Source organism: Cupriavidus campinensis (assembly GCF_905397395.1).
Classification (GTDB): Bacteria; Pseudomonadota; Gammaproteobacteria; order Burkholderiales; family Burkholderiaceae; genus Cupriavidus; species Cupriavidus campinensis.
In genome coordinates, this window is record NZ_CAJPVH010000029.1 from 1 (window position 1) to 18687 (window position 18687).

At 68.2% G+C, this 18687-nt stretch carries 14 protein-coding genes; 11 read left to right on the forward strand and 3 right to left on the reverse strand.

The window, feature by feature from the left end:
- The first annotated feature begins 242 nt into the window (after positions 1 to 242).
- The 7 genes from KHO18_RS16555 (at position 243) to KHO18_RS16585 (ending at position 8334) form a co-directional block, all read left to right on the forward strand.
- The gene (locus KHO18_RS16555; RefSeq protein ID WP_144203306.1) at positions 243 to 632 is read left to right on the forward strand and encodes an OsmC family protein; all 390 of its coding nucleotides are present in this window, start codon (positions 243 to 245) and stop codon (positions 630 to 632) included.
- A 383-nt stretch (positions 633 to 1015) separates the two neighbouring features.
- A complete protein-coding gene (locus KHO18_RS16560; RefSeq protein ID WP_144203304.1) occupies positions 1016 to 1837 on the forward strand; it encodes a hypothetical protein in 822 nt (273 codons plus the stop codon).
- A gap of 337 nt (positions 1838 to 2174) precedes the next feature.
- On the forward strand, positions 2175 to 2834 hold the full coding sequence (locus KHO18_RS16565; RefSeq protein ID WP_144203302.1) for a response regulator transcription factor: 660 nt from the start codon (positions 2175 to 2177) through the stop codon (positions 2832 to 2834).
- Positions 2835 to 2842: 8 nt separating this feature from the next.
- A complete protein-coding gene (locus KHO18_RS16570) occupies positions 2843 to 3298 on the forward strand; it encodes an Hpt domain-containing protein (RefSeq protein ID WP_211943572.1) in 456 nt (151 codons plus the stop codon).
- A gap of 115 nt (positions 3299 to 3413) precedes the next feature.
- Positions 3414 to 4391, forward strand: coding sequence for a DedA family protein/thiosulfate sulfurtransferase GlpE (locus KHO18_RS16575; protein WP_211943573.1), 978 nt, complete (start codon positions 3414 to 3416; stop codon positions 4389 to 4391).
- Positions 4392 to 4463: 72 nt separating this feature from the next.
- Positions 4464 to 7199, forward strand: coding sequence for a patatin-like phospholipase domain-containing protein (locus KHO18_RS16580; protein ID WP_211943574.1), 2736 nt, complete (start codon positions 4464 to 4466; stop codon positions 7197 to 7199).
- Between the two features lie 118 nt (positions 7200 to 7317).
- Positions 7318 to 8334 carry an LLM class flavin-dependent oxidoreductase gene (locus KHO18_RS16585; RefSeq protein WP_144203294.1) on the forward strand — a complete coding sequence of 339 codons (1017 nt, stop codon included), beginning with the start codon at positions 7318 to 7320 and terminating at the stop codon, positions 8332 to 8334.
- Between the two features lie 81 nt (positions 8335 to 8415).
- Here the strand turns inward: KHO18_RS16585 and KHO18_RS16590 are convergent, their stop codons facing one another.
- Positions 8416 to 9978, reverse strand: coding sequence for a methyl-accepting chemotaxis protein (locus tag KHO18_RS16590; protein ID WP_144203293.1), 1563 nt, complete (start codon positions 9976 to 9978; stop codon positions 8416 to 8418).
- Positions 9979 to 10114: 136 nt separating this feature from the next.
- Here KHO18_RS16590 and KHO18_RS16595 point away from each other — a divergent pair, with 136 nt between their 5' ends.
- The gene (locus tag KHO18_RS16595) at positions 10115 to 10894 is read left to right on the forward strand and encodes a lipoate--protein ligase family protein (RefSeq protein ID WP_211943575.1); all 780 of its coding nucleotides are present in this window, start codon (positions 10115 to 10117) and stop codon (positions 10892 to 10894) included.
- Here KHO18_RS16595 and KHO18_RS16600 read toward each other — a convergent pair.
- A complete protein-coding gene (locus KHO18_RS16600; protein ID WP_244844862.1) occupies positions 10891 to 11601 on the reverse strand; it encodes a DUF3047 domain-containing protein in 711 nt (236 codons plus the stop codon). The genes KHO18_RS16595 and KHO18_RS16600 overlap by 4 nt on opposite strands.
- 342 nt (positions 11602 to 11943) lie before the next feature.
- Between KHO18_RS16600 and KHO18_RS16605 the strand changes: the two genes are divergently transcribed.
- The 3 genes from KHO18_RS16605 to KHO18_RS16615 all read left to right on the forward strand — a co-directional run bounded on the left by KHO18_RS16605 (position 11944) and on the right by KHO18_RS16615 (position 15433).
- Positions 11944 to 12849, forward strand: coding sequence for a polysaccharide deacetylase family protein (locus KHO18_RS16605; protein ID WP_144203289.1), 906 nt, complete (start codon positions 11944 to 11946; stop codon positions 12847 to 12849).
- Between the two features lie 104 nt (positions 12850 to 12953).
- Entirely contained in the window at positions 12954 to 15059 is a 2106-nt protein-coding gene (gene fusA, locus KHO18_RS16610) for an elongation factor G (protein WP_144203287.1), read from the forward strand.
- 122 nt (positions 15060 to 15181) lie between these two features.
- Positions 15182 to 15433, forward strand: coding sequence for a GlsB/YeaQ/YmgE family stress response membrane protein (locus tag KHO18_RS16615; protein ID WP_144203285.1), 252 nt, complete (start codon positions 15182 to 15184; stop codon positions 15431 to 15433).
- On the opposite strand, the gene KHO18_RS16620 is transcribed toward KHO18_RS16615, so the two are convergent.
- Positions 15395 to 18493 carry a transglycosylase domain-containing protein gene (locus tag KHO18_RS16620; RefSeq protein ID WP_211943576.1) on the reverse strand — a complete coding sequence of 1033 codons (3099 nt, stop codon included), beginning with the start codon at positions 18491 to 18493 and terminating at the stop codon, positions 15395 to 15397. The genes KHO18_RS16615 and KHO18_RS16620 overlap by 39 nt on opposite strands.
- Between the last annotated feature and the right edge of the window lie 194 nt (positions 18494 to 18687).

Here is an 18687-nt window from a genome sequence, read left to right on the forward strand (position 1 = left end):
AGCCCGACCACCCATCAACCCCGCAACCCTTGTCGCTGCTGCGTTTGCAGCGCGGTTTGTGTTGCGAGGGGGCGAATATTAAGGGAGCCAGCGCAGGCTGGCAAGGGGTTTGTCATCAAAACTTCAGATTTTTCTGGAAATGACGATCACGGCACCTCCTCGGCGCGATGTCGGCCCCCTATATATAGAATCATCAGTCCGGGACCGGTTCCCGCCCTCCCATCTCCTGAGGACAATCACCCATGACAATCGAAGCAACCTGGCTGGCCGCCTCGGGCGCGAGCGCCTGCGACCTGCGCAATGAGACCGCCACGTGGCGCGCGGACCTCGATGCCCCCGCAGGCGACCCGTCGCTGCCGAACCCCCACGATCTGCTCGACTCCGCGCTGGCAGCATGCACCACGCTCACGCTCCAGGTCTACGCCAAGCGCAAGGGCTATGACCTGCGCGAGGTACACGTCTCGGTCCGGCACGAGGAGGCACCAGGCACCTACAAGATGATCCGCACCGTCAGAATCGATGGCGAGCTGCCGCCGAACGTGCGCGAAGATCTGCTACGCGTGGCCAACAAGTGCCCGGTGCACAAATCGCTGTCCGCCCAGATTTCGATCGAGACCACGCTCACCGCCTGAAGGCGACGTCGTATTCATTGACCCGGCAAATGATAATGGTTATCATTTGAGTTCTCGGGTTTCTGACACGACCTGAGTCAGCAAATGGGTTACCGGACACGTTTCGTGTCCGGCCTTTTTTGCTGGCGGCTCCAGCGGCCGCTCCCCCCGTCATCATCCTGACCCAACCGTCGCGCAACGTTGTCCTACAGCGCGATCCACATCCCGCGATCCCCTCATACGTAGGGCCATCTGGTCTCATTGGTTCGCTCGCCAACCAAGCCTGTGTTGTAACGCGCTCCGGACGCCACTTGGGCGCTTTCTTAGCCATGTACCGCGGCTTAACATGAAGCCAAAACAAGACATGGCAGCAAGCAGCAGGGAAGCATTGGAGCGGGGACATCTTGGCGAACTACATCGAAGAGTATTGCGCGCGCATCCGGCGTGGCGGCGCGCGAGCCATTGCGGACAAACCCGTGATGGTGGATCAGGACGGGACGTACACCATGGCTTACGTGCCGTTCGAGCATCGGAACGCCGGTGCGCGCCTGGTGCTGGTGAGCACCACGCCGGGCCACACCCACGTGCGGCTCGCCGCGTCGGTCACGGAGGAACTGCTGCTCGCGCATACGCCCGGGCGGAGCATCCAGCGCGAGAACAAACGGCGCGTGGAACTGGGCGGCCGGCTCGTACGGCCCAACCTGATCCGCATGCTCGACCACTTCCGCGTGCCCGAGCTGATCGGGCAACCGCACGCGGCCGCCTTGTGGAACGATGGCTTCGACGCCATCCAGCCGCTTGCGCTCCTGCCCCATGCCACCACGCGGCGCGGGCTCGCGTTCGACGGCCCGCTCGACGAACTGCTCGATGTGCCCATGCTCCGCACCGTCTTCGAGTCGCTCTTCCTCGCGCGGCTCGGGCAGTGCCATCGACGCGCGCTCTATATTGGTCTCGGGCGTACGGCGTGGGCGGGACTGCGGCATGCCGCCGGGCTGGGTCTGATCGATCGGAGCCAGATGCTGGGCATGATGCCGGTGCCCGCGCGCGCCGGCAGCATGGTCCGGTATTTCCTGCGCGAGATTTCCGCCCACGATCTGTCACCTAACGACCCCGTGCGCCACCGCATCGCGTGGCTGGACGCCGCGCACGCGGAGATGGAAGCCGGCGTGCGGCGCGTGCGGGCCGCGACGGGGCCGGCCAATCATCCGGATCGGCTCATCGCCTGACAGAGGAAGGTCGTGTGACGCTGGCCCCACCTAAGTAGGGATTAGCGTCGCCCTGAGGTGCCGATAACACTTCTTGAGGATTCTGACCTCCTCGCATTCCCGATTTGCGGCCCCCCATGTTGGTGGAGGGCCGCTATTTTTTTGGGATAACCCGTAGCCTATGGGTGACAAAAAATGTGACGCGAACATGATCTGGATCTAGTGCGGCCCAATTGGGGAAATTTCACACAGCGATTGCGGAAACTTCCCACAAACGGAGCGGCGCTATCTCCATATACTGCCCAGTCAGTGATGACCCCTGGCCCGCCCGCGTGGCGCGGCCGCAAGGCAGTAACGCATGACAACCATCCTGATCGTTGACGATCACCCCGCGCTGCGGCTTGCCATGTGCGCCCGTCTCTCGCAGCTGCTGGGCGTGAATGTGCTGCTCGAAGCCGACAACGGCCAGAGCGCCATCGAGGCAGTGCGTCGACACAAACCCGACCTCGTTGTGCTGGATCTCGACATCCCCCGCATGAGCGGGCTAGATGCCACGCCGCGCATGCGCGCGCTCCACCCGGGCGTGCGCATCCTGATCCTGACCGCCCAGAACCCCACGCCGTTCGCCGCACGCGCCTACCAGGCCGGCGCGCAGGGCTTCATCAGCAAGACGCAGGACATGGACGCCATCGTCCGCTGCGTGGAAAGCGTGCTCGGCGGCTTTACCGTGTTCCCGAACGGCGCGAGCGCCAATCCCGCCACGGCCATCTCGTTCAGCGACTCCTCGCGCGAGTCCCGCATGGTCAGCGACGACGAAGGCCTGCGCAAGTTGTCGGACAAGGAAGTGGTCATCCTGCGCATGCTCGCGCGCGGTATGAGCAACAAGATCATCGGCAACGCGCTGTTCATCAGCAACAAGACCGTCAGCAGCTACAAGGCGCGCATCATGGCCAAGCTGCGCGCCGAATCCCTGGTCGATCTGGTCGACTTCGCCCGCCGTTGCCACCTGACGCCATGACTCGCGCCATGACCCACGCCGGGGCCCGCCGGGTTCTGCCCCGCGCCGAACGCGAGGCCATGGGCACGGCGGTGGCCAACGCGGCGCGGGACGACCCCGCGCTCTACCGGATGCTGCTCGCGCGGCTGATCGAGACCACCGAGGCAGACATGGCCAACCTGCAGCGGACGGTGGCAACGGGCGACTGGACCGGCGTGCAGCGCGCCGTGCACCGCACCAAGGGCAGCGCCGCGCTGGCCCGCTGCCCGACGCTCGTGGCGGCTGGCAAGTCGCTGGAGTCCGCCGCGCGCCAGGGCAAACGCGCCGTGATCGATGCGCTACTGCCGCGCTATGTCGCCATCGTGACCGAATTCAACGACGCGCTGATCGCCCTGCAAGCGGCCGCACCCGGCGCCCCCGCCCACGCCGGCAGCCCGGATCCGGGCGATGGCACGTCGCCGTCCAGCCACATTCAAGGAACTTGATGACCCTGTCCGCATCATGGCAGTGCACGCCGCCCGTGGCGCTGGCACACTGTGGGTCCATCCGGCCGCCCCCCTTCTTTTCGCGCCGGACCCCTTTTCTGGCGGGAGACATGTCGTGGGTGATTTGCAGGCCTTGCTGGACAGCCACGGGCTGTCCCTGGTGTTCCTGAGCGTGCTGGCCGAGCAGGCCGGCCTGCCGGTGCCGGCCTATCCGATGATGTTCGTGGCGGGTGCGCTGTCGATGCAGGAGTCTGGTCCGTCGATTGGCGCCGTGCTGTTCGCGGTGATCTCCGCCTGCCTGATCGCCGATACGGCGTGGTACTTCGCCGGCAAGCGGCTGGGCCAGCCGATGCTGCGCACGATCTGCCGCGTCTCCCTCTCCCCCGACACCTGCATCCGGCAGACCCAGTCGCTGTACCTGCGCGTGGGGCCCCGCTCGCTGGTCTTCGCCAAGCTGCTGCCCGGCGCCGGGGCGCTCTCCACGGCCATGGCCGGCATGACCTCCACGCCGTTCATGACCTTCCTGTTCTACGACGCCCTCGGCGCGCTGGTCTGGGCCGGCGGGGCCCTGCTGGCGGGCGTGGTGTTCAGTGATTTCGTCGATACGATCCTGGCCGCGTTCAGCACCTACGGCCATATCGCCGTGCTGGTCGCGGGCGGCGCGTTCGCGCTGTTCATTGCCTGGCGCTTCTGGCTGCGCTGGCGCCTGCTGCGCCGCACCGGCCGGATTCCGCGGATGACGGTGATGGAGCTGGAGTCGCGCCGCTCGGCGGGCGCGCCGCCACTGGTGGTGGACGTGCGCGCGCATGGCGTGGCCCCCATCGAGCGGATTCCCGGCGCGCTGGTCATGGAGCTGCACGCGCCGCTGGAAGCCCTGGGCGAACATTCGCCCGAACATGACATCGTGGTCTATTGCGCCTGCCCTCATGAGATGTCCGCCGCCGTACTGGCGGAGCGGCTGCGTGTGGCGGGATACCGCCGCACCTGGGCGCTGGCGGGCGGGTTCGACGAATGGAAGCGCCTGCAGGGCGCCTTGTCGACCCAGTCCGACGAGGCCAGCAACGACCCCACCAAGCAAGCCGCCGCGCACTAATCCACCCGCAGTCCCCCCGGATCAACCGCCGCTTCCTATACTTGGCCCAGGCCATTGTGCAGGGAGGGCGGCATGCCAGGCGAAGACCCGGGTTGGGACGATGAAGCCGCGCGCGTGGCGCACCGCCGGCGCATGCTCGAGATCCCCCGGCACAACGCCGGCCAGACCTACGCGCTCGCCCTCTCCGGCGGCGGCATCCGCAGCGCCACGTTCTGCCTCGGCGTCATGCAGGCGCTGGCCGAAGCGCCGAATCCTGCCCAGACTCCCGCCCGAACACCCCTCGACACCCCGCCCTCCCCCACCGTGGCCGGCACCCAATCGCTGCTGGCCCAGTTCGACTATCTCTCCACCGTCAGCGGCGGCGGCTACCTTGGCGCGTTCTTCGTCAGCCTGTTCGTGCCCGGCCGGCTGCGGCGCGGCACCGGCGCCGTGCAGGCCGCGCAGGACGCCTACCGGACGATGCAATACGAACCGCCGGGCCGCATCCACACCTCGGTCTCCTATGCCGAGACACCGGGCCGGGCCGCCGTGGCGTGGCTGCGCGAGAACGGCCGCTACCTCACCCCCACCGGCGCGGGCGACAACCTCTACGCCGCCGCCGTGGTGGTGCGCAACTGGCTGGCCATGCAATATGTGATTGGCAGCGCACTACTGGTGCTGCTGGCCGCGCTGGCGCTGGGCCTGCACCTGGCCACGGGCGCGTGGCACGGACTGGCCCGCAACGAGATGGACCTGCTCTACGCCGCACGCCAGGCGTTCTACAACGAACGGCTGGCCATCTGGTGGAGTCCCCTGCTGTGGCTGCCGGTGGCGTCGGCGCTGCTGTTCGCCGTGCCGCCCGGTATCGCGTTCTGGCTGGTCTACCCGCGTTCGGACGACCCGCGCCAGCCTGTACGGGTGCTGAACAACGCCGTGCTGCTCGCGGCGCTGATCGGCGCGGCCTTCCTGGCCACCGCATGGTGGTTCCAGCGCCTGCAGCCGTCGCCCCAACTGGCGTACGCCTGCTTCGCCATCGGCATCCTGGCCTGGCTGGGGGTGGCGGCTTGCCTGGTCATGGTGATGCCGGCCCCGCGCTCGGTGACCATGTTCCGCGTGCGCGCCACGCGGGCGCTGCGCACGGCGATGGGGGTCACCGGCGCGCTGGCCGCGCTGGGCCTTGCCGATACCGCCGCGCGCACCTGCTATCTCTATAGCTATCTGGCCGAGCACCCGTGGGGCGCGCTCGGCCCGGCCGGCTCGCTGGGCGTGCTGGTCTGGCTGGTCCGCTATGGCGCCAATCTGCTCGATAACGGCCACAAGGGCGCCGGCGATTCGTCCTGGCGCGCGATGCTGGGCCGCCTGCCCGTCTCGCTGCTGGCCGGGGCGCTGGCGGCGGTGCTGGCGCTGCTCGTCTTCGTGCTCTGGTCGTGGATCGTGCTCTGGGTGCGATGGGACGGCGGCGAGCCGGTCGACTGGCTCGTCTTCGGCAAGGCCTGGACCACGCCCGCACTGGCCGTGCTGACGGGGCTCGCGCTGGTCATGGCAATGGTGGTGGGGCGCTTCGCGGGCTTCCTGAACCTGTCCACGCTCCAGTCGTTCTATGCCTCCCGGCTCACGCGCGCGTACCTGGGCGCCTCCAACGGCAACCGCTTCACCGCCGCGGCGGACAGCCGGGAGACGCGCCAGCGCTTCAGCGTGGCCGAGCCCGCCCCGGACGACGCCCTGAGCCTCAACGACTATTACGATCCCCGCGTGCTGGCGCCGCTGCACCTGATCAACGTCACGCTGAACCTGACCGTCGATCCCGCCGAGCAGCTCGTGCAGCGCGACCGCAAGGGCAAGCCGCTCTGCGTCTCGCCGGGCCCCGCGCTGGCCCAGCCGGGCGCCCCGCAGCACCTGCCCGCCGACACCTACGTGCGATTCAGCGTCGATGGACGGCCTTGCTGCGCGATGTCGCAGGAACGCACCTTCCGCCGCCATCCCGGCGAGATGGCCCACGCGCGCACCGTGGGCGACTGGGTGGCGATCTCGGGCGCCGCCATCTCCACCGGCCTCGGCCGCGCCTCCACGCTGGGCACCTCGCTGCTGATGGGGTTCGCCAACCTGCGGCTCGGCGTCTGGTGGCCATCGCGGCTGGATAGCGGCGGCGCGCACGCCCCGATGCGCCGGCGCGGCACGGCAGGGCGCGCGCGGCCCACGCTCGGCGTGCTGACCGGGCTGTTCCGCACGCAGTACTACCTGGGGTGCGAACTCGCCGCGCGCTTCCACGGCACGCGCCGGGGCTGGCAGTACCTGTCCGATGGCGGCCATTTTGAGAACACCGCCGTCTATGAACTGCTGCGCCCGGAGCGGCGCGTGGCGCTGATCGTGCTGTGCGACTGCGGCTGCGACGCCGACTACCGCTTCAAGGATCTCGCCAACCTGATCCGGCTGGCCCGCATCGACTTCGGGCTCGAGATCGTCGTGGACACCGCCGCCGCGAGCGACCCGGTGCTCAAGACCGTGTTCGGCACCCTGGACGACTTTGCCGCCGATGCCAGCCCGGAAAGCCGGACGAAGGTCGGGCTGCTGCTCAATGCCTATGTGGCCGGCCAGGGTGGCGCGCCGGACGCCCCGCCGGTCACCCGCATCATCCTGCTCAAGCCGCGCCTCACGCCCACCGCGCCGGCCGATGTGCGCCAGTACGGCGCGGTCCATCGCGACTTCCCGCAGCAGGGCACCGCCGACCAGTTCTTCGACGAAGCGCAGTGGGAAAGCTACCGCGCGCTCGGGTTCGACATCGGCCGGCGCATTGCACAGGGGCCCATGGCGCAGCGGCTGTTCACCTAGCCCCCACGGTCAGCAGGGCTACTTGGCCGGCGCCAGCACGATTCGGCGCGCGTGACTACCATAGCCCCGTTTCCCTCTCCACATGGCGCGCCGGTCACCCCGGCCGCGTCCCGCATCCATGATTCCGTATTCCCTGCTCGACCTTTCACCGATCGTGGAAGGCAGCGATGCCGGCCAGGCCATGCGCAACACGCTGGACCTGGCGCAGCACGCCGAACGCCTTGGCTATCGCCGCTTCTGGCTGGCCGAACATCACAACATGCCCGGCATTGCCAGCGCCGCCACGTCCGTGCTGATCGGCTACGTGGCGAATGGCACGTCCACCATCCGCGTCGGCTCGGGCGGCGTGATGCTGCCGAACCACTCGCCGCTGGTGATTGCCGAGCAGTTCGGCACGCTGGCCGCGCTGTATCCGGGCCGCATCGACCTCGGGCTGGGCCGCGCGCCCGGCTCCGACCAGGCCACCGCGCGCGCGCTGCGCCGCCAGTTGAGCCACGACAGCGCCGACACCTTCCCGCAGGATGTAGAAGAACTGCAGGCCTATTTCGATGAGGTGCGCCCGGGCCAGCGCCTGCGCGCGGTGCCCGGCGCGGGCCTGAAGGTGCCGCTGTGGCTGCTCGGCTCGAGCCTGTTCAGCGCGCAGCTGTCCGCCGCGATGGGGCTGCCGTTCGCGTTCGCATCGCACTTTGCGCCCGGCTTCATGCGCCAGGCCGTGGACCTGTACCGGCGCACCTTCCGCCCGTCCGAACAGCTGGACCGCCCGCACGTGATGCTCGGCGTCAACGTATTCGCCGCCGATACCGGCGACGAGGCGCGCCGGCTGTTCTCGTCGCTCCAGCAGCAGTTCCTGGCGCTGGTGCGCGGCACGCCGGGCCAGCTCAAGCCGCCGGTGGACAACATGGACCCGCTCTGGGACGCCAGCGAGGCCGACCACATCCGCCGCTCGCTGGCGGTCTCGGTGGTGGGCGACCCCGCTGCCGTGCGCGAGGGCCTGCAACGTTTCGTGGACGACCTGCGCCCGGACGAACTGATGCTGACCGGCCAGATCTACGACCACGCGGCGCGGCTCAAGTCGTTCGAGATTGCCGCGAAGGCGGTGCGCGCCCTCTCGCTCTCGCCCGCGCAACTGGCCTGAACCGTCAGCGCCAGCGCCAGCGCCAGAAAGCAAAAACCGCGGCCCCGGCCGCGGTTTTTGTTTCAGTACGAGCCGGATCGATCAGGCCGTCGCCAGCCGGAACGCCGACACCGCGCGCATCATCGACTGCGCCTGCTCGGCCAGCGAATGGGCGGCGGCGGCCGCTTCCTCCACCAGTGCCGCGTTCTGCTGCGTCACCGAATCCATCTGCGTCACGGCCTGGCCCACCTGCTCGATGCCGGTGCTCTGCTCGGCGGAGGCCGCGCTGATCTCGCCCATGATGTCAGTCACGCGGCGCACCGCGCCCACCACCTCGTGCATGGTCTCGCCGGCCTTGGCCACCAGTACCGAGCCGTTGTCCACCTGCGCCACCGAGTTGTCGATCAGCGTCTTGATCTCCTTCGCGGCGTTGGCGCTGCGCTGGGCCAGGCTGCGCACCTCACCCGCCACCACGGCAAACCCCCGGCCCTGCTCGCCGGCCCGGGCCGCTTCCACGGCGGCGTTCAGCGCCAGGATATTGGTCTGGAAGGCGATGCCTTCGATCACGCCGATGATGTCGACGATCTGGCGCGAGGCGTTGTTGATCTCGCCCATCGTCGCCACCACCTCGCTGACCACGTCGCCGCCCCGGTTGGCGATATCCGAGGCGTTCACGGCCAGCGCGCTGGCCTGCCGCGCGTTGTCCGCGTTCTGGCGCACGATGCCGGTCAGCTCTTCCATGCTCGACGCGGTCTGCTCAAGTGCCGAAGCCTGCTCTTCGGTGCGCTGGGAGAGGTCGGTATTGCCCGCCGAGATCTGATCCGTGGCCGTGGCGATGGAGCCCGCCGCGCCGCGAATCTCGCCCAGCGTGCCCGCCAGGCGGGTCTGCATGCGCTGCATGGCGGCCAGCACGCTGTGCTCGTCGCCAGCGCGCACGACCACTGGCACGGTCAGGTCGCCGCCGGCGATGCGCGTGACCGCTTCCACCGCGTAGGCCGGCTCGCCGCCGAGGCTGCGTTTGACGGTGCGCATCAGCCAGAGCATCACCGCCGCGATCAGCGCGCCAATCAGCAGCGTGCTGACCAGGGCGTTGATCAGGTTGGCGCGGAACGCGTCTTCCACATCGACCAGGAACACGCCGGTGGCCACGAACCAGTCCCAGTCCGCCACGTGGCGGCCATAGGTAAGCTTGCGCTGCGGGTTCTCGGTGCCGGGCAGACGGCCACGGTAGGTCGAGAAGCCGGCCTCGGGGCCGGTGGTGCGGCGCGCGCCCTCCAGGATGGCGCGGTAGACGTAGACGCCATCCGGGTCCTTGAACTCGCCGACCATGTTGCCCTCGGTCTGCGGCAGGCCCGGGTTCAGGATCACCTGCGGCTTGGAATCGACGATGAACAGGTAGCCGTTCTGGCCGAAGCGCATCGCGCGCAGCGCGTCCTTGGCGGCGGTCTGGGCGTCTTCCTTCGACATCTGGCCCTTGGCGGCGCGCGCCGCGTACATCTTGACGATGCCTTCGCCGGTGGCGACCAGCGACTGCAGGCTCTCGCGCCGCTCGCCCATCATCACGGACCTGGCGTGGAAGGCGTTCCAGGTACCCAGCGCGAGCAGCAGCAGCCACATGACGGCAAGCGCCGCCCAGAGTTTGGTGTTCAGTGTGAGACGGTTCATGGTCGGGAGTCTGTTGGGAATTCCCTGGGATTAACGACGCCACATCCCCATTCCCTTAGCTTCCGTTAGCAACGGGTGGCCAATATGCGCGATGATCGGGAAAATTGCGCAGCACTGTCCACCTGGAGCCCCTGCCATGACCGCTCAGCCGTCCGCCTTCTCCTTCATCGATCCAGACCCGACCGAGGCCGATCCGCTGCAGGGCGAACTGGCGCTGCTGGACCACGCCGCCCTGCGCGGCCCGGTGGCGCAGCTGTGGGAGGCGCCGCTGTCGCTGGTGATTCCGCGCAGCTACCTGCGCCAGCCCGGCATCGAGGCCGCCCGCGCGGACTTTGCCGCCCGGGGCTGCCCGGTCTGGCTGCGCATGTCGGGCGGCGGGCTGGTGCCGCAGGGGCCGGGCATCCTGAACGTGAGCCTGGCCTACGCGGTGCCGAAGGGGGCGGCTACGTGGATGGAGCCCGTCTATATCCACCTGTGCGATGTGCTGGCGGACGGGCTGCGCCAGCTGGGCGTGGAGACGCACTGGCAGGCGGTGGAGGGGTCGTTCTGCGACGGGCGCTACAACCTGGCCTGGGGGCCGGGCGGGGGGATGAGCGTTCTCGCGCGCAAGATCGCCGGCACCGCGCAGTACTGGCGCCGCGCGCCGGCCGCCGCGCAGTCGGCCGATGGCCAGCGCCATCTGGTGCTGGCGCACGCCATCCTGCTGGTGAGCGCGGACCCGGTCGAGATCAATGCCCGCGCCAATGCGTTCGAGGACGCCATCGGAAGCGGCCGGCACTACGACCCGGCCAAGGTGGTCAGCGTGCGCGAGGCCGCCGGCATCGAGGATGATCCGCAGCTGGCCCCGCAACTGACCGTGCGCGTGGCCGAGGCGATCCGCGCCGCCATCGCGCGCACGCCGCCGCCCGGCATCTAGCGCGCGGTAAAGCGGATGTCGCCGTACCAGGCGCGCGCGTTGGCGCCGGTGTTGTCGGTATCGGTCATCAGGCCATAACCCAGCAGCTTGCCCGGCTTCTCGCGGAAGACTTTCTGGAAGTCCGCACTCACATTGCGGCGCAGCTTCTGCCATTTGCCGGCATCGGCCGCCCCGCCCACCACAATCATCTGCACCCGGTTGGTATGCGGATTGGCGATGACCGTGCCGACCGGGGCGCTGTTGGTCCAGATATACATCAGCGTGGCGTAGGGCAGCTTGTCGCCGACCGCGCCCGAGATGGCCATGCCGGCGCGCTCGCCAATCGACAGGTTGCTGCTTTCGCCGTCGAAGAAGAACACCAGCCGCGCGGGGGCGTCTTCGCGCTTGGCGTCGCGGTTGTCGGCATCCGGGATCGGGCCGGCCACCTTCCAGCGCCATTGCACGACCGGCGTGGCGGCGAGGTCGACATCGCCCGCGTGGATCAGGCCGGAGGCCGCGCCGGCGGCGTCGGCCTCGAGCACCGTCGTACCTTGGTCGGCCACCAGCGTGTAGCGCGTGAGGGTTTTGCCGCTGACCACGGGCTTGTTCTGCCAGCCCTCCGGCAGCGCGCCGCCGGGCCGGCTGGCCGAGAAGGCAACGCCGGGGCCGTCGGCACGGGCCGCCGTGGCGAAGGTCATGCCCGTGGACGCCACCATGGCGGCCAGCATCAGCAATATGGGACGAGTAAGACGAAGGACCGGGGCGCGCATCGTGACCGCCTTTTTGTTGTGGTAACGGGGGAAGAACGGGTGAAATTCAGACTATTCGCATGGACAAGCCAGTCCATTGTAGAAAGCGCCGCTGCCACGCACCGTGCGGCGTAAGCCGAAATCGGCTTCGGACGGACACTGACAGGATCGGGCGCACGCCCGCCATAAGTACCGCATTCACCACTTCACATACCTGCTTACAAAGTGGGCCACGGCCGGGCCGCAGGCCGGTGGTATCGTGCTGCCTCGCGCGGTGCGGGTCTGGCCGCGCGCTGTCGTCTCCGCTCCCCTGATTCCCGCATGCGTGCTGCTGTCGTTCGATCCTTGTTGTCCGCCGCCCTGTTCCTGGCCGCGCCCGTGTCCGGGTTTGCCGATTGGGCCTTCCCCGTGGCCGAGGCCCCGGAGCCGCCCGCCAGCGCCACGCCGGTGGCGTTCGCCAAGCCTGCCGCCAGGCTGCCGCCGCTGCGCTTCCTGCTGACGTTCGACGATGGCCCCGACGCCGGCCCGGACGGCAGCACGCCGCTGATCCTGCGCCAGCTGGCCGACAACCCGATCACGCCCGGCATCAAGGCCATCTTCTTCGTCCAGACGGCGCATCCGCGCCGGGGCGGCGGCCCGGCCGGGCGCGCCCAGATGCGCGAGACCTGCGCCGCCGGCCACCTGCTCGCCGTGCACAGCGGCCTGGTGGAGGGCCATGTCTCCCACACCAAGCTGGCGCCAACCGCGCTGGCGGCGTCGCTGCGCGCGGGCGAGGCGGACATCGCCGCCCAGTGCCGCCACGTGGCGCAACTGGTACGGCCGCCCAACTGGGCCTATAACGATGAGACGCGGGGCGTCTACCAGGGACTGGGCCTGGGCATGCTCATGGCCGACGCCAACGCGCGCGACGGCAAGATCTACGGCTGGCACATCAGCCTGCGGCGGCGCTCCCATATGGTGAGCGAGCTGGAGCAGGTGCGCGCGGCCATCGGCGCGCGGCGGCTCCAGCCGGTGAACGGCGTGGTGCCGGTGGTGGTGAGTTTTCATGACACCAACGACTACACGGCGTCGCACATGACCGAGTACCTCCAGATCCTCGTCGATGCCGCGCGCGAGAACGGCCTGCCGCTGGCCGATCCGCCGTTCTATACCGATGCGCGCGCCGCAGAACGCGCCGCTTTGGTGCGTGCCAGGGACGGCGACTACGCGCGGCAAAGCTGGCCCTGACCGGCGCCTGATCCGGCCGGGCCCGGTCGGCCATGCGGCACTGCACGAGGAATTCGTAGAAGTGCTACGCTAACGGCCCGTGGTGCCCTAACCGGAGAATCACCGTGCCCCGCAAGACCCCCATCGAACGCTATCGCAACATCGGCATCAGCGCGCATATCGACGCCGGCAAGACGACGACGACCGAGCGCATCCTGTTCTACACCGGCGTGAACCACAAGCTGGGCGAGGTGCACGACGGGGCCGCCACCATGGATTGGATGGAGCAGGAGCAGGAGCGCGGCATCACCATCACGTCGGCCGCCACCACGGCCTTCTGGAAGGGGATGGCCGGGAATTATCCCGAGCATCGCATCAACATCATCGACACCCCCGGCCACGTGGACTTCACCATCGAGGTGGAACGCTCCATGCGCGTGCTCGACGGCGCCTGCATGGTCTATGACGCCGTGGGCGGCGTGCAGCCGCAGTCGGAAACCGTCTGGCGCCAGGCCAACAAGTACAAGGTGCCGCGCATCGCGTTCGTCAACAAGATGGACCGCGTGGGCGCCGACTTCTTCCGCGTGCAATCCCAGATCGCCGACCGCCTGAAGGGCAACGCCGTGCTGATCCAGATTCCGGTTGGCGCCGAGGATCATTTCCAGGGCGTGGTCGATCTCGTGAAAATGCGAGCCATCGTCTGGGACGATGCGAGCCAGGGCGTGCGCTTCGAGTACACCGAGATCCCGGCCGCGCTGCAGGCCACCGCGCAGACATGGCGCGAGAAGATGGTCGAGGCCGCCGCCGAAGCCAGCGAGGACCTGCTGGAGCGCTACCTGAGCGGCGAGCCGCTGACCGAGGAAGAGATCAAGGCCGGGCTGCGCAAGCGCACCATCGCCGGTGAAATCGTACCGATGCTATGCGGCAGCGCGTTCAAGAACAAGGGCGTGCAGGCGATGCTGGACGCGGTGATCGACTACCTGCCGTCGCCGGCGGACGTGCCCGCCATCCTCGGCCACACCGAGGACGACAAGGAGGCCGAGCGCCACCCGAACGACGAGGAGCCGTTCTCTGCGCTCGCCTTCAAGATCATGACCGACCCGTTCGTCGGCCAGCTGATCTTCTTCCGCGTGTATTCGGGCGTGGTGAATTCGGGCGACACGGTCTACAACCCGGTCAAGTCCAAGCGCGAGCGGCTGGGGCGCATCCTGCAGATGCACGCCAACGTCCGCAACGAGATCAAGGAAGTGCGCGCCGGCGATATCGCCGCGGCCGTGGGCCTCAAGGAGGCCACCACGGGCGACACCCTGTGCGACCCCGACAAGGTCATCATCCTCGAACGCATGACCTTCCCGGAACCGGTGATCTCGCAGGCCGTGGAGCCGAAGACCAAGGCCGACCAGGAGAAGATGGGCATCGCCCTGAACCGGCTGGCCCAGGAAGACCCGTCGTTCCGCGTGGCAACCGACGAGGAGTCCGGCCAGACCATCATCTCGGGCATGGGCGAGCTGCACCTGGAAATCCTGGTGGACCGGATGAAGCGCGAGTTTGGCGTGGAAGCCTCGGTCGGCAAGCCGCAGGTGGCCTACCGCGAGACCATCAAGGGTGCGGCCAAGGACGTGGAAGGCAAGTTCATCAAGCAGTCGGGCGGGCGCGGCCAGTACGGCCACGTGGTGCTCAACCTCGAGCCGATGCCGCAGGGCGGCGGCTATGCCTTCGTCGACGCCATCAAGGGCGGCGTGGTGCCGCGCGAGTTCATCCCGGCGGTGGACAAGGGCATCAAGGAGACGCTGGAGGCTGGCGTGCTGGCCGGCTACCCGGTGGTGGACGTCAAGGCGACGCTGGTGTTCGGCTCGTACCACGATGTGGATTCGAACGAAAACGCGTTCCGCATGGCGGGCTCCATGGCGTTCAAGGAAGGCATGCGCCGCGCCAAGCCGGTGCTGCTGGAGCCGATGATGTCCGTGGAGGTGGAAACGCCCGAGGAATTCACCGGCAACGTGATGGGCGACCTCTCCTCGCGGCGCGGCATGGTGCACGGCATGGAAGACATCGCGGGCGGCGGCGGCAAGATCGTGCGCGCCGAGGTGCCGCTGGCGACGATGTTCGGCTACTCCACCTCGCTGCGCTCCCTCACCCAGGGCCGCGCCACCTTCACGATGGAGTTCAAGCACTACGCCGAAGCCCCGGCCAACGTGGCCGAGGCGGTGATCAGCTCGCGCAAGCACTGAGCACGGGTGTTCTCCCCTTCCCGGAGGGAGCGGGGAGAACACCATGCGCCACCCGTCATCGATTCATGGCATGATGCTCCGGCGGCCACACGCCGCCTCATCCACTGCTACGGGAGCGCACCATGATGGCATTCCTCGGTACTGTGCTGGTTGGACTTGTCGTGGGGCTCATCGCCCGCGCCATCAAACCTGGCGACGACAAGATGGGCTGGATCATGACCATCCTGCTTGGCGTGCTCGGCGCGCTGGCGGCCAGCTACATCGGCCGGTCGATGGGGTACTACCAGCCGGGCGAGGCCGCCGGATGGATTGCCTCGGTCATCGGTGCCATCGTGCTACTGGTGATATACGACCTGGTTCGCCGTAAGAACTGAACCCTCCTCCTTGCCGCAACGCTGCAGCGCAGTGGTGCTGCCCGGGGCGGCCATCGCCGCGACCTGCGGCGCCACCGAGCGCAGCACGCGTACGGCCAGCGCGCTCGTGAACGCGTAGCGCGCCGCGTACGGTTCGCGCACGTGGATCGTCACCGTGCCGAAATAGCGGTCTCCCAGCAGGAACACGAAGGTGGCCGACCGATTGACCGAGCGCGACGAAATCACCCGCCCGCCCGGGCCATAGGTCTGGAAGCGCTGGTCGCCCGTGCCGGTCTTGCCGCCAATCATCAGCGGCGCGCCGGGCTGCCCCGGCCGGCTGACCGGCGTGAAGGCCCCGCGGATCGACTTGGCCGTGCCGCTCTCCACCACATCGAACATCGAGCGCCGCACCAGCGCGGCAATCTCCGGCGCAATCAGCACCTTGCCCTGCCCCGGGCGCAGGGTGTACGTGGTGGCGTAGGGGGTGTCGGCGGCAAAAGCGAACGTACGGATCGTCGATGGCTGGGCATCCACGCCATTGCCGAGGATGATGCCGGCCAGCTCCGACAGCGCCGCCGGGCGGTCACCCGAAGCGCCAATGGCCGTGGCGTACGACGGCGTCAGCGAATCGAACGGATAGCCGAGCCGCTGCCAGCGCTTGGCCACCTTGTCGAACGCCTCTTTCTCCAGCAGCGTGCGGATGCGGGCGTCCTGCCCCAGCTTGCTGCGGGTCTTGAACAGCCACTTGTAGACGAATTGCCGCTCGTCCGCGCTGGCCTTGAGCACCTCGCTCAACGTGGCGTCGGGGTGGTCGCCCAGGTATTCCACCATCCACAGCTCCAGCGGATGGATGCGTGACAGGTAGCCCCTGTCGTTCAGGTCGAACTTGTCCTTGCCGTACTTTTCGTAAAGCTTGCGCAGATCCTCCTCGGATGGCTGCTTCTGCTTGGGCAGCCGCGCACGCACGGCGGCGGCGTAGGAGTCGAAGTCGGTGGCAGGCCGGGCACTCAGCAGCGTCACCGAGAGGCGCACGGCTCCCAGGTGCGGCGTCGGCTGCTTCACGCGGCCTAGCAGGATGTTCAGTCGCTCATCCGAGGTCTTGCCGCGATAGCGCTGCCAGAACGCCGTCATATAGGAACTGCCTTCCTCGTCGGCAAAACGCTCCAGGTACGGGCGGCGGCCCGGGTCGTTGCGGTCCTCCATCAGCGCGGTGGCTTCCGGGTGGGCCTGGTGGACTTCGTACTTCACGATGTCGCGCATCATCCGGATAAAGATGAGATTCACCGAATGCTGGAAGGCCATGCGCACCGTCATCTGGCGCTCGCCCTCCCATTTCTCGAAGTTCGTGAAGCTCTGCATGCCGCCGCCGGTGTAGAACGCCTCGCCGGCATTGCCCGAATACTTGCGCTCCATCGCGGCTTCGAGGATGGCCCCGCGTGACCGCTCGGCCGGCGTCCTGGCCTTGATCAGCGTGTCGATCACCCAGCGGGTCAGCGCGTCCTGGCGTGGCACCTGGATCGCGGCCAGCTCGGTCCGGCCCAGGTTGGCGTGGCGGTCGTAGATCTCGTTGATGACCTCCAGATAGGTGACCAGCGTGCGCAGCTTGGCGGTGGAGCCCAGGTTCAGCCGCGCCCCGGCGTTGATATCGAACGGCTGGTCGACGTTATCGGCCTGCACCCGCACCAGGCTGGCGTTGCCCACGCGCTCGAACAGCGTGAAACTGGCCACCAGCCGCGACGGATCGTCGCCCTCGCGCAGCAGGTTCTTGCCGTACAGGCCCATCTCGCGGGCATCGGCCTTGTTGCGGATGCGCAGCAGCGTGTCCGTGACCATGCGTTGCACTTCACGGTTGATGGTGCTGTCCACGGTCAGGTCGAGGCGATCCAGCGCGTAGCGGTTGTCCACGCCGAGCAGTTGCGACACATCGTTGCGCACCTGGTTGACCGCCTTGCGCGTCACCCAGGGCGCCGGATCGGGCCGCTGCGGCGGGGCTGCCTTGTCCAGCGACTGCGCCAGCGCCGCGTCGCGCAACTCCGGCGTGATGGTGTTGGCCGCCGCCAGCAGCCGCAGGTAGCTGCCGGTCAGTGCGTCCAGGTTGGTATCGTCGCGCCGCAGGTGATACGAGGGCCGGCGCTGCGAGACGATCAGCGCCAACGCGCGCTTGTATGCCTGGGCCTCGCGCGGGGTGGGGCGGCGCGGGTCCATGTTGCGGATCAGCGCGTTGACTTCGCCGAAGTCCTCGCCGTACCAGACGTACAGCCCGTCACCAATGCCGTTGACCTCGCCATGTCCCACGCGCGCGGAGAGCGGCACCGTGTTCAGGTAGTCGAGCACGATGTTTTCGCGGGCGCGCTGGGTATCGGGGCCGTTGACATAGGCGCGCAGCGAGGCCGAGGTCATCTGGCGGAACTTGTCCGGAATTGACTGGGTCCGCCCCTCGGGCGAATGGCGGAATTTCTCGATCTGGGTGGCCAGCGTGCTGCCGCCGGCGGAGTCGTGGTGACGGTCGGCCAGCTTCACGGCCTGGTCGAGCACCGCGCGCGAGAACCGGCGCCAGTCCACGGCCGGATTCATCATCGGATACTCGGGATTGAGCAGGTTCTGGTTCTCGACGTAGAGCAGCGACGCCACCAGCACCTTCGGCACCCCGTCGAAACTATCGTACTGGCGTTGGGGATAGCGTTCGAAGGCCAGCGTCAGCGCGTTGCAGTCGCGCACGATCAGGCCCGCCTGGTTCTTCTCGCGGTAGGGCGGGAAGATGCCCTCGTCCATCAGCCGCACCAGGTCGGGCGACATGCGCACCTGCGCGGTGGTGGCAAACCCGTGCCGCAGCAGGCGCTCGCCGAACTCGGGCAGGCGCTCGTAGCCCAGGCGCTCGTCGTACGGACCGGAATGGGGATAACGGATGCTGTCGCTCGCGCCGGGCTGGAGTTCGTAGGTCAACGACTTGCCCAGCCGGCTCATGTACCGGGCCTGCCATTGCGACGTGCGAACCTCGTGCGTGACGAGGGTCACAACCAAGTAGGCGCCGCCACATACGGCAACCGCCAAGCCAGCGAGAATCCAGCGACGACGTGACACGTTTCGGCATCCGGTTGCGCTTGCGCCCACCCGTTCCGGGGCGCCACCAGCTTATACATTGCAGGCTGCCGCGCCAGCATCTGACGGGCGGCGGCCTGTATTGATATTACTAGCAACCAGCGTGGAGTGGCATGCCGAAGTGGGCTGGCGCACGCTTTCAAACGCGGAATTTCTTGCGGCGCCGTGCCCGGCGC

Bases quoted from the DNA above. Each gene is read 5' to 3' on its own strand.
- KHO18_RS16555 (WP_144203306.1), top strand. From the start codon at position 243: ATGACAATCGAAGCAACCTGGCTGGCCGCCTCGGGCGCGAGCGCCTGC.
- KHO18_RS16565 (WP_144203302.1), top strand. From the start codon at position 2,175: ATGACAACCATCCTGATCGTTGACGATCACCCCGCGCTGCGGCTTGCC.
- KHO18_RS16570 (WP_211943572.1), top strand. From the start codon at position 2,843: ATGACCCACGCCGGGGCCCGCCGGGTTCTGCCCCGCGCCGAACGCGAG.
- KHO18_RS16580 (WP_211943574.1), top strand. From the start codon at position 4,464: ATGCCAGGCGAAGACCCGGGTTGGGACGATGAAGCCGCGCGCGTGGCG.
- KHO18_RS16585 (WP_144203294.1), top strand. From the start codon at position 7,318: ATGATTCCGTATTCCCTGCTCGACCTTTCACCGATCGTGGAAGGCAGC.
- KHO18_RS16590 (WP_144203293.1), bottom strand. From the start codon at position 9,978: ATGAACCGTCTCACACTGAACACCAAACTCTGGGCGGCGCTTGCCGTC.
- KHO18_RS16595 (WP_211943575.1), top strand. From the start codon at position 10,115: ATGACCGCTCAGCCGTCCGCCTTCTCCTTCATCGATCCAGACCCGACC.
- KHO18_RS16600 (WP_244844862.1), bottom strand. From the start codon at position 11,601: ATGCTGGCCGCCATGGTGGCGTCCACGGGCATGACCTTCGCCACGGCG.
- KHO18_RS16605 (WP_144203289.1), top strand. From the start codon at position 11,944: ATGCGTGCTGCTGTCGTTCGATCCTTGTTGTCCGCCGCCCTGTTCCTG.
- KHO18_RS16615 (WP_144203285.1), top strand. From the start codon at position 15,182: ATGATGGCATTCCTCGGTACTGTGCTGGTTGGACTTGTCGTGGGGCTC.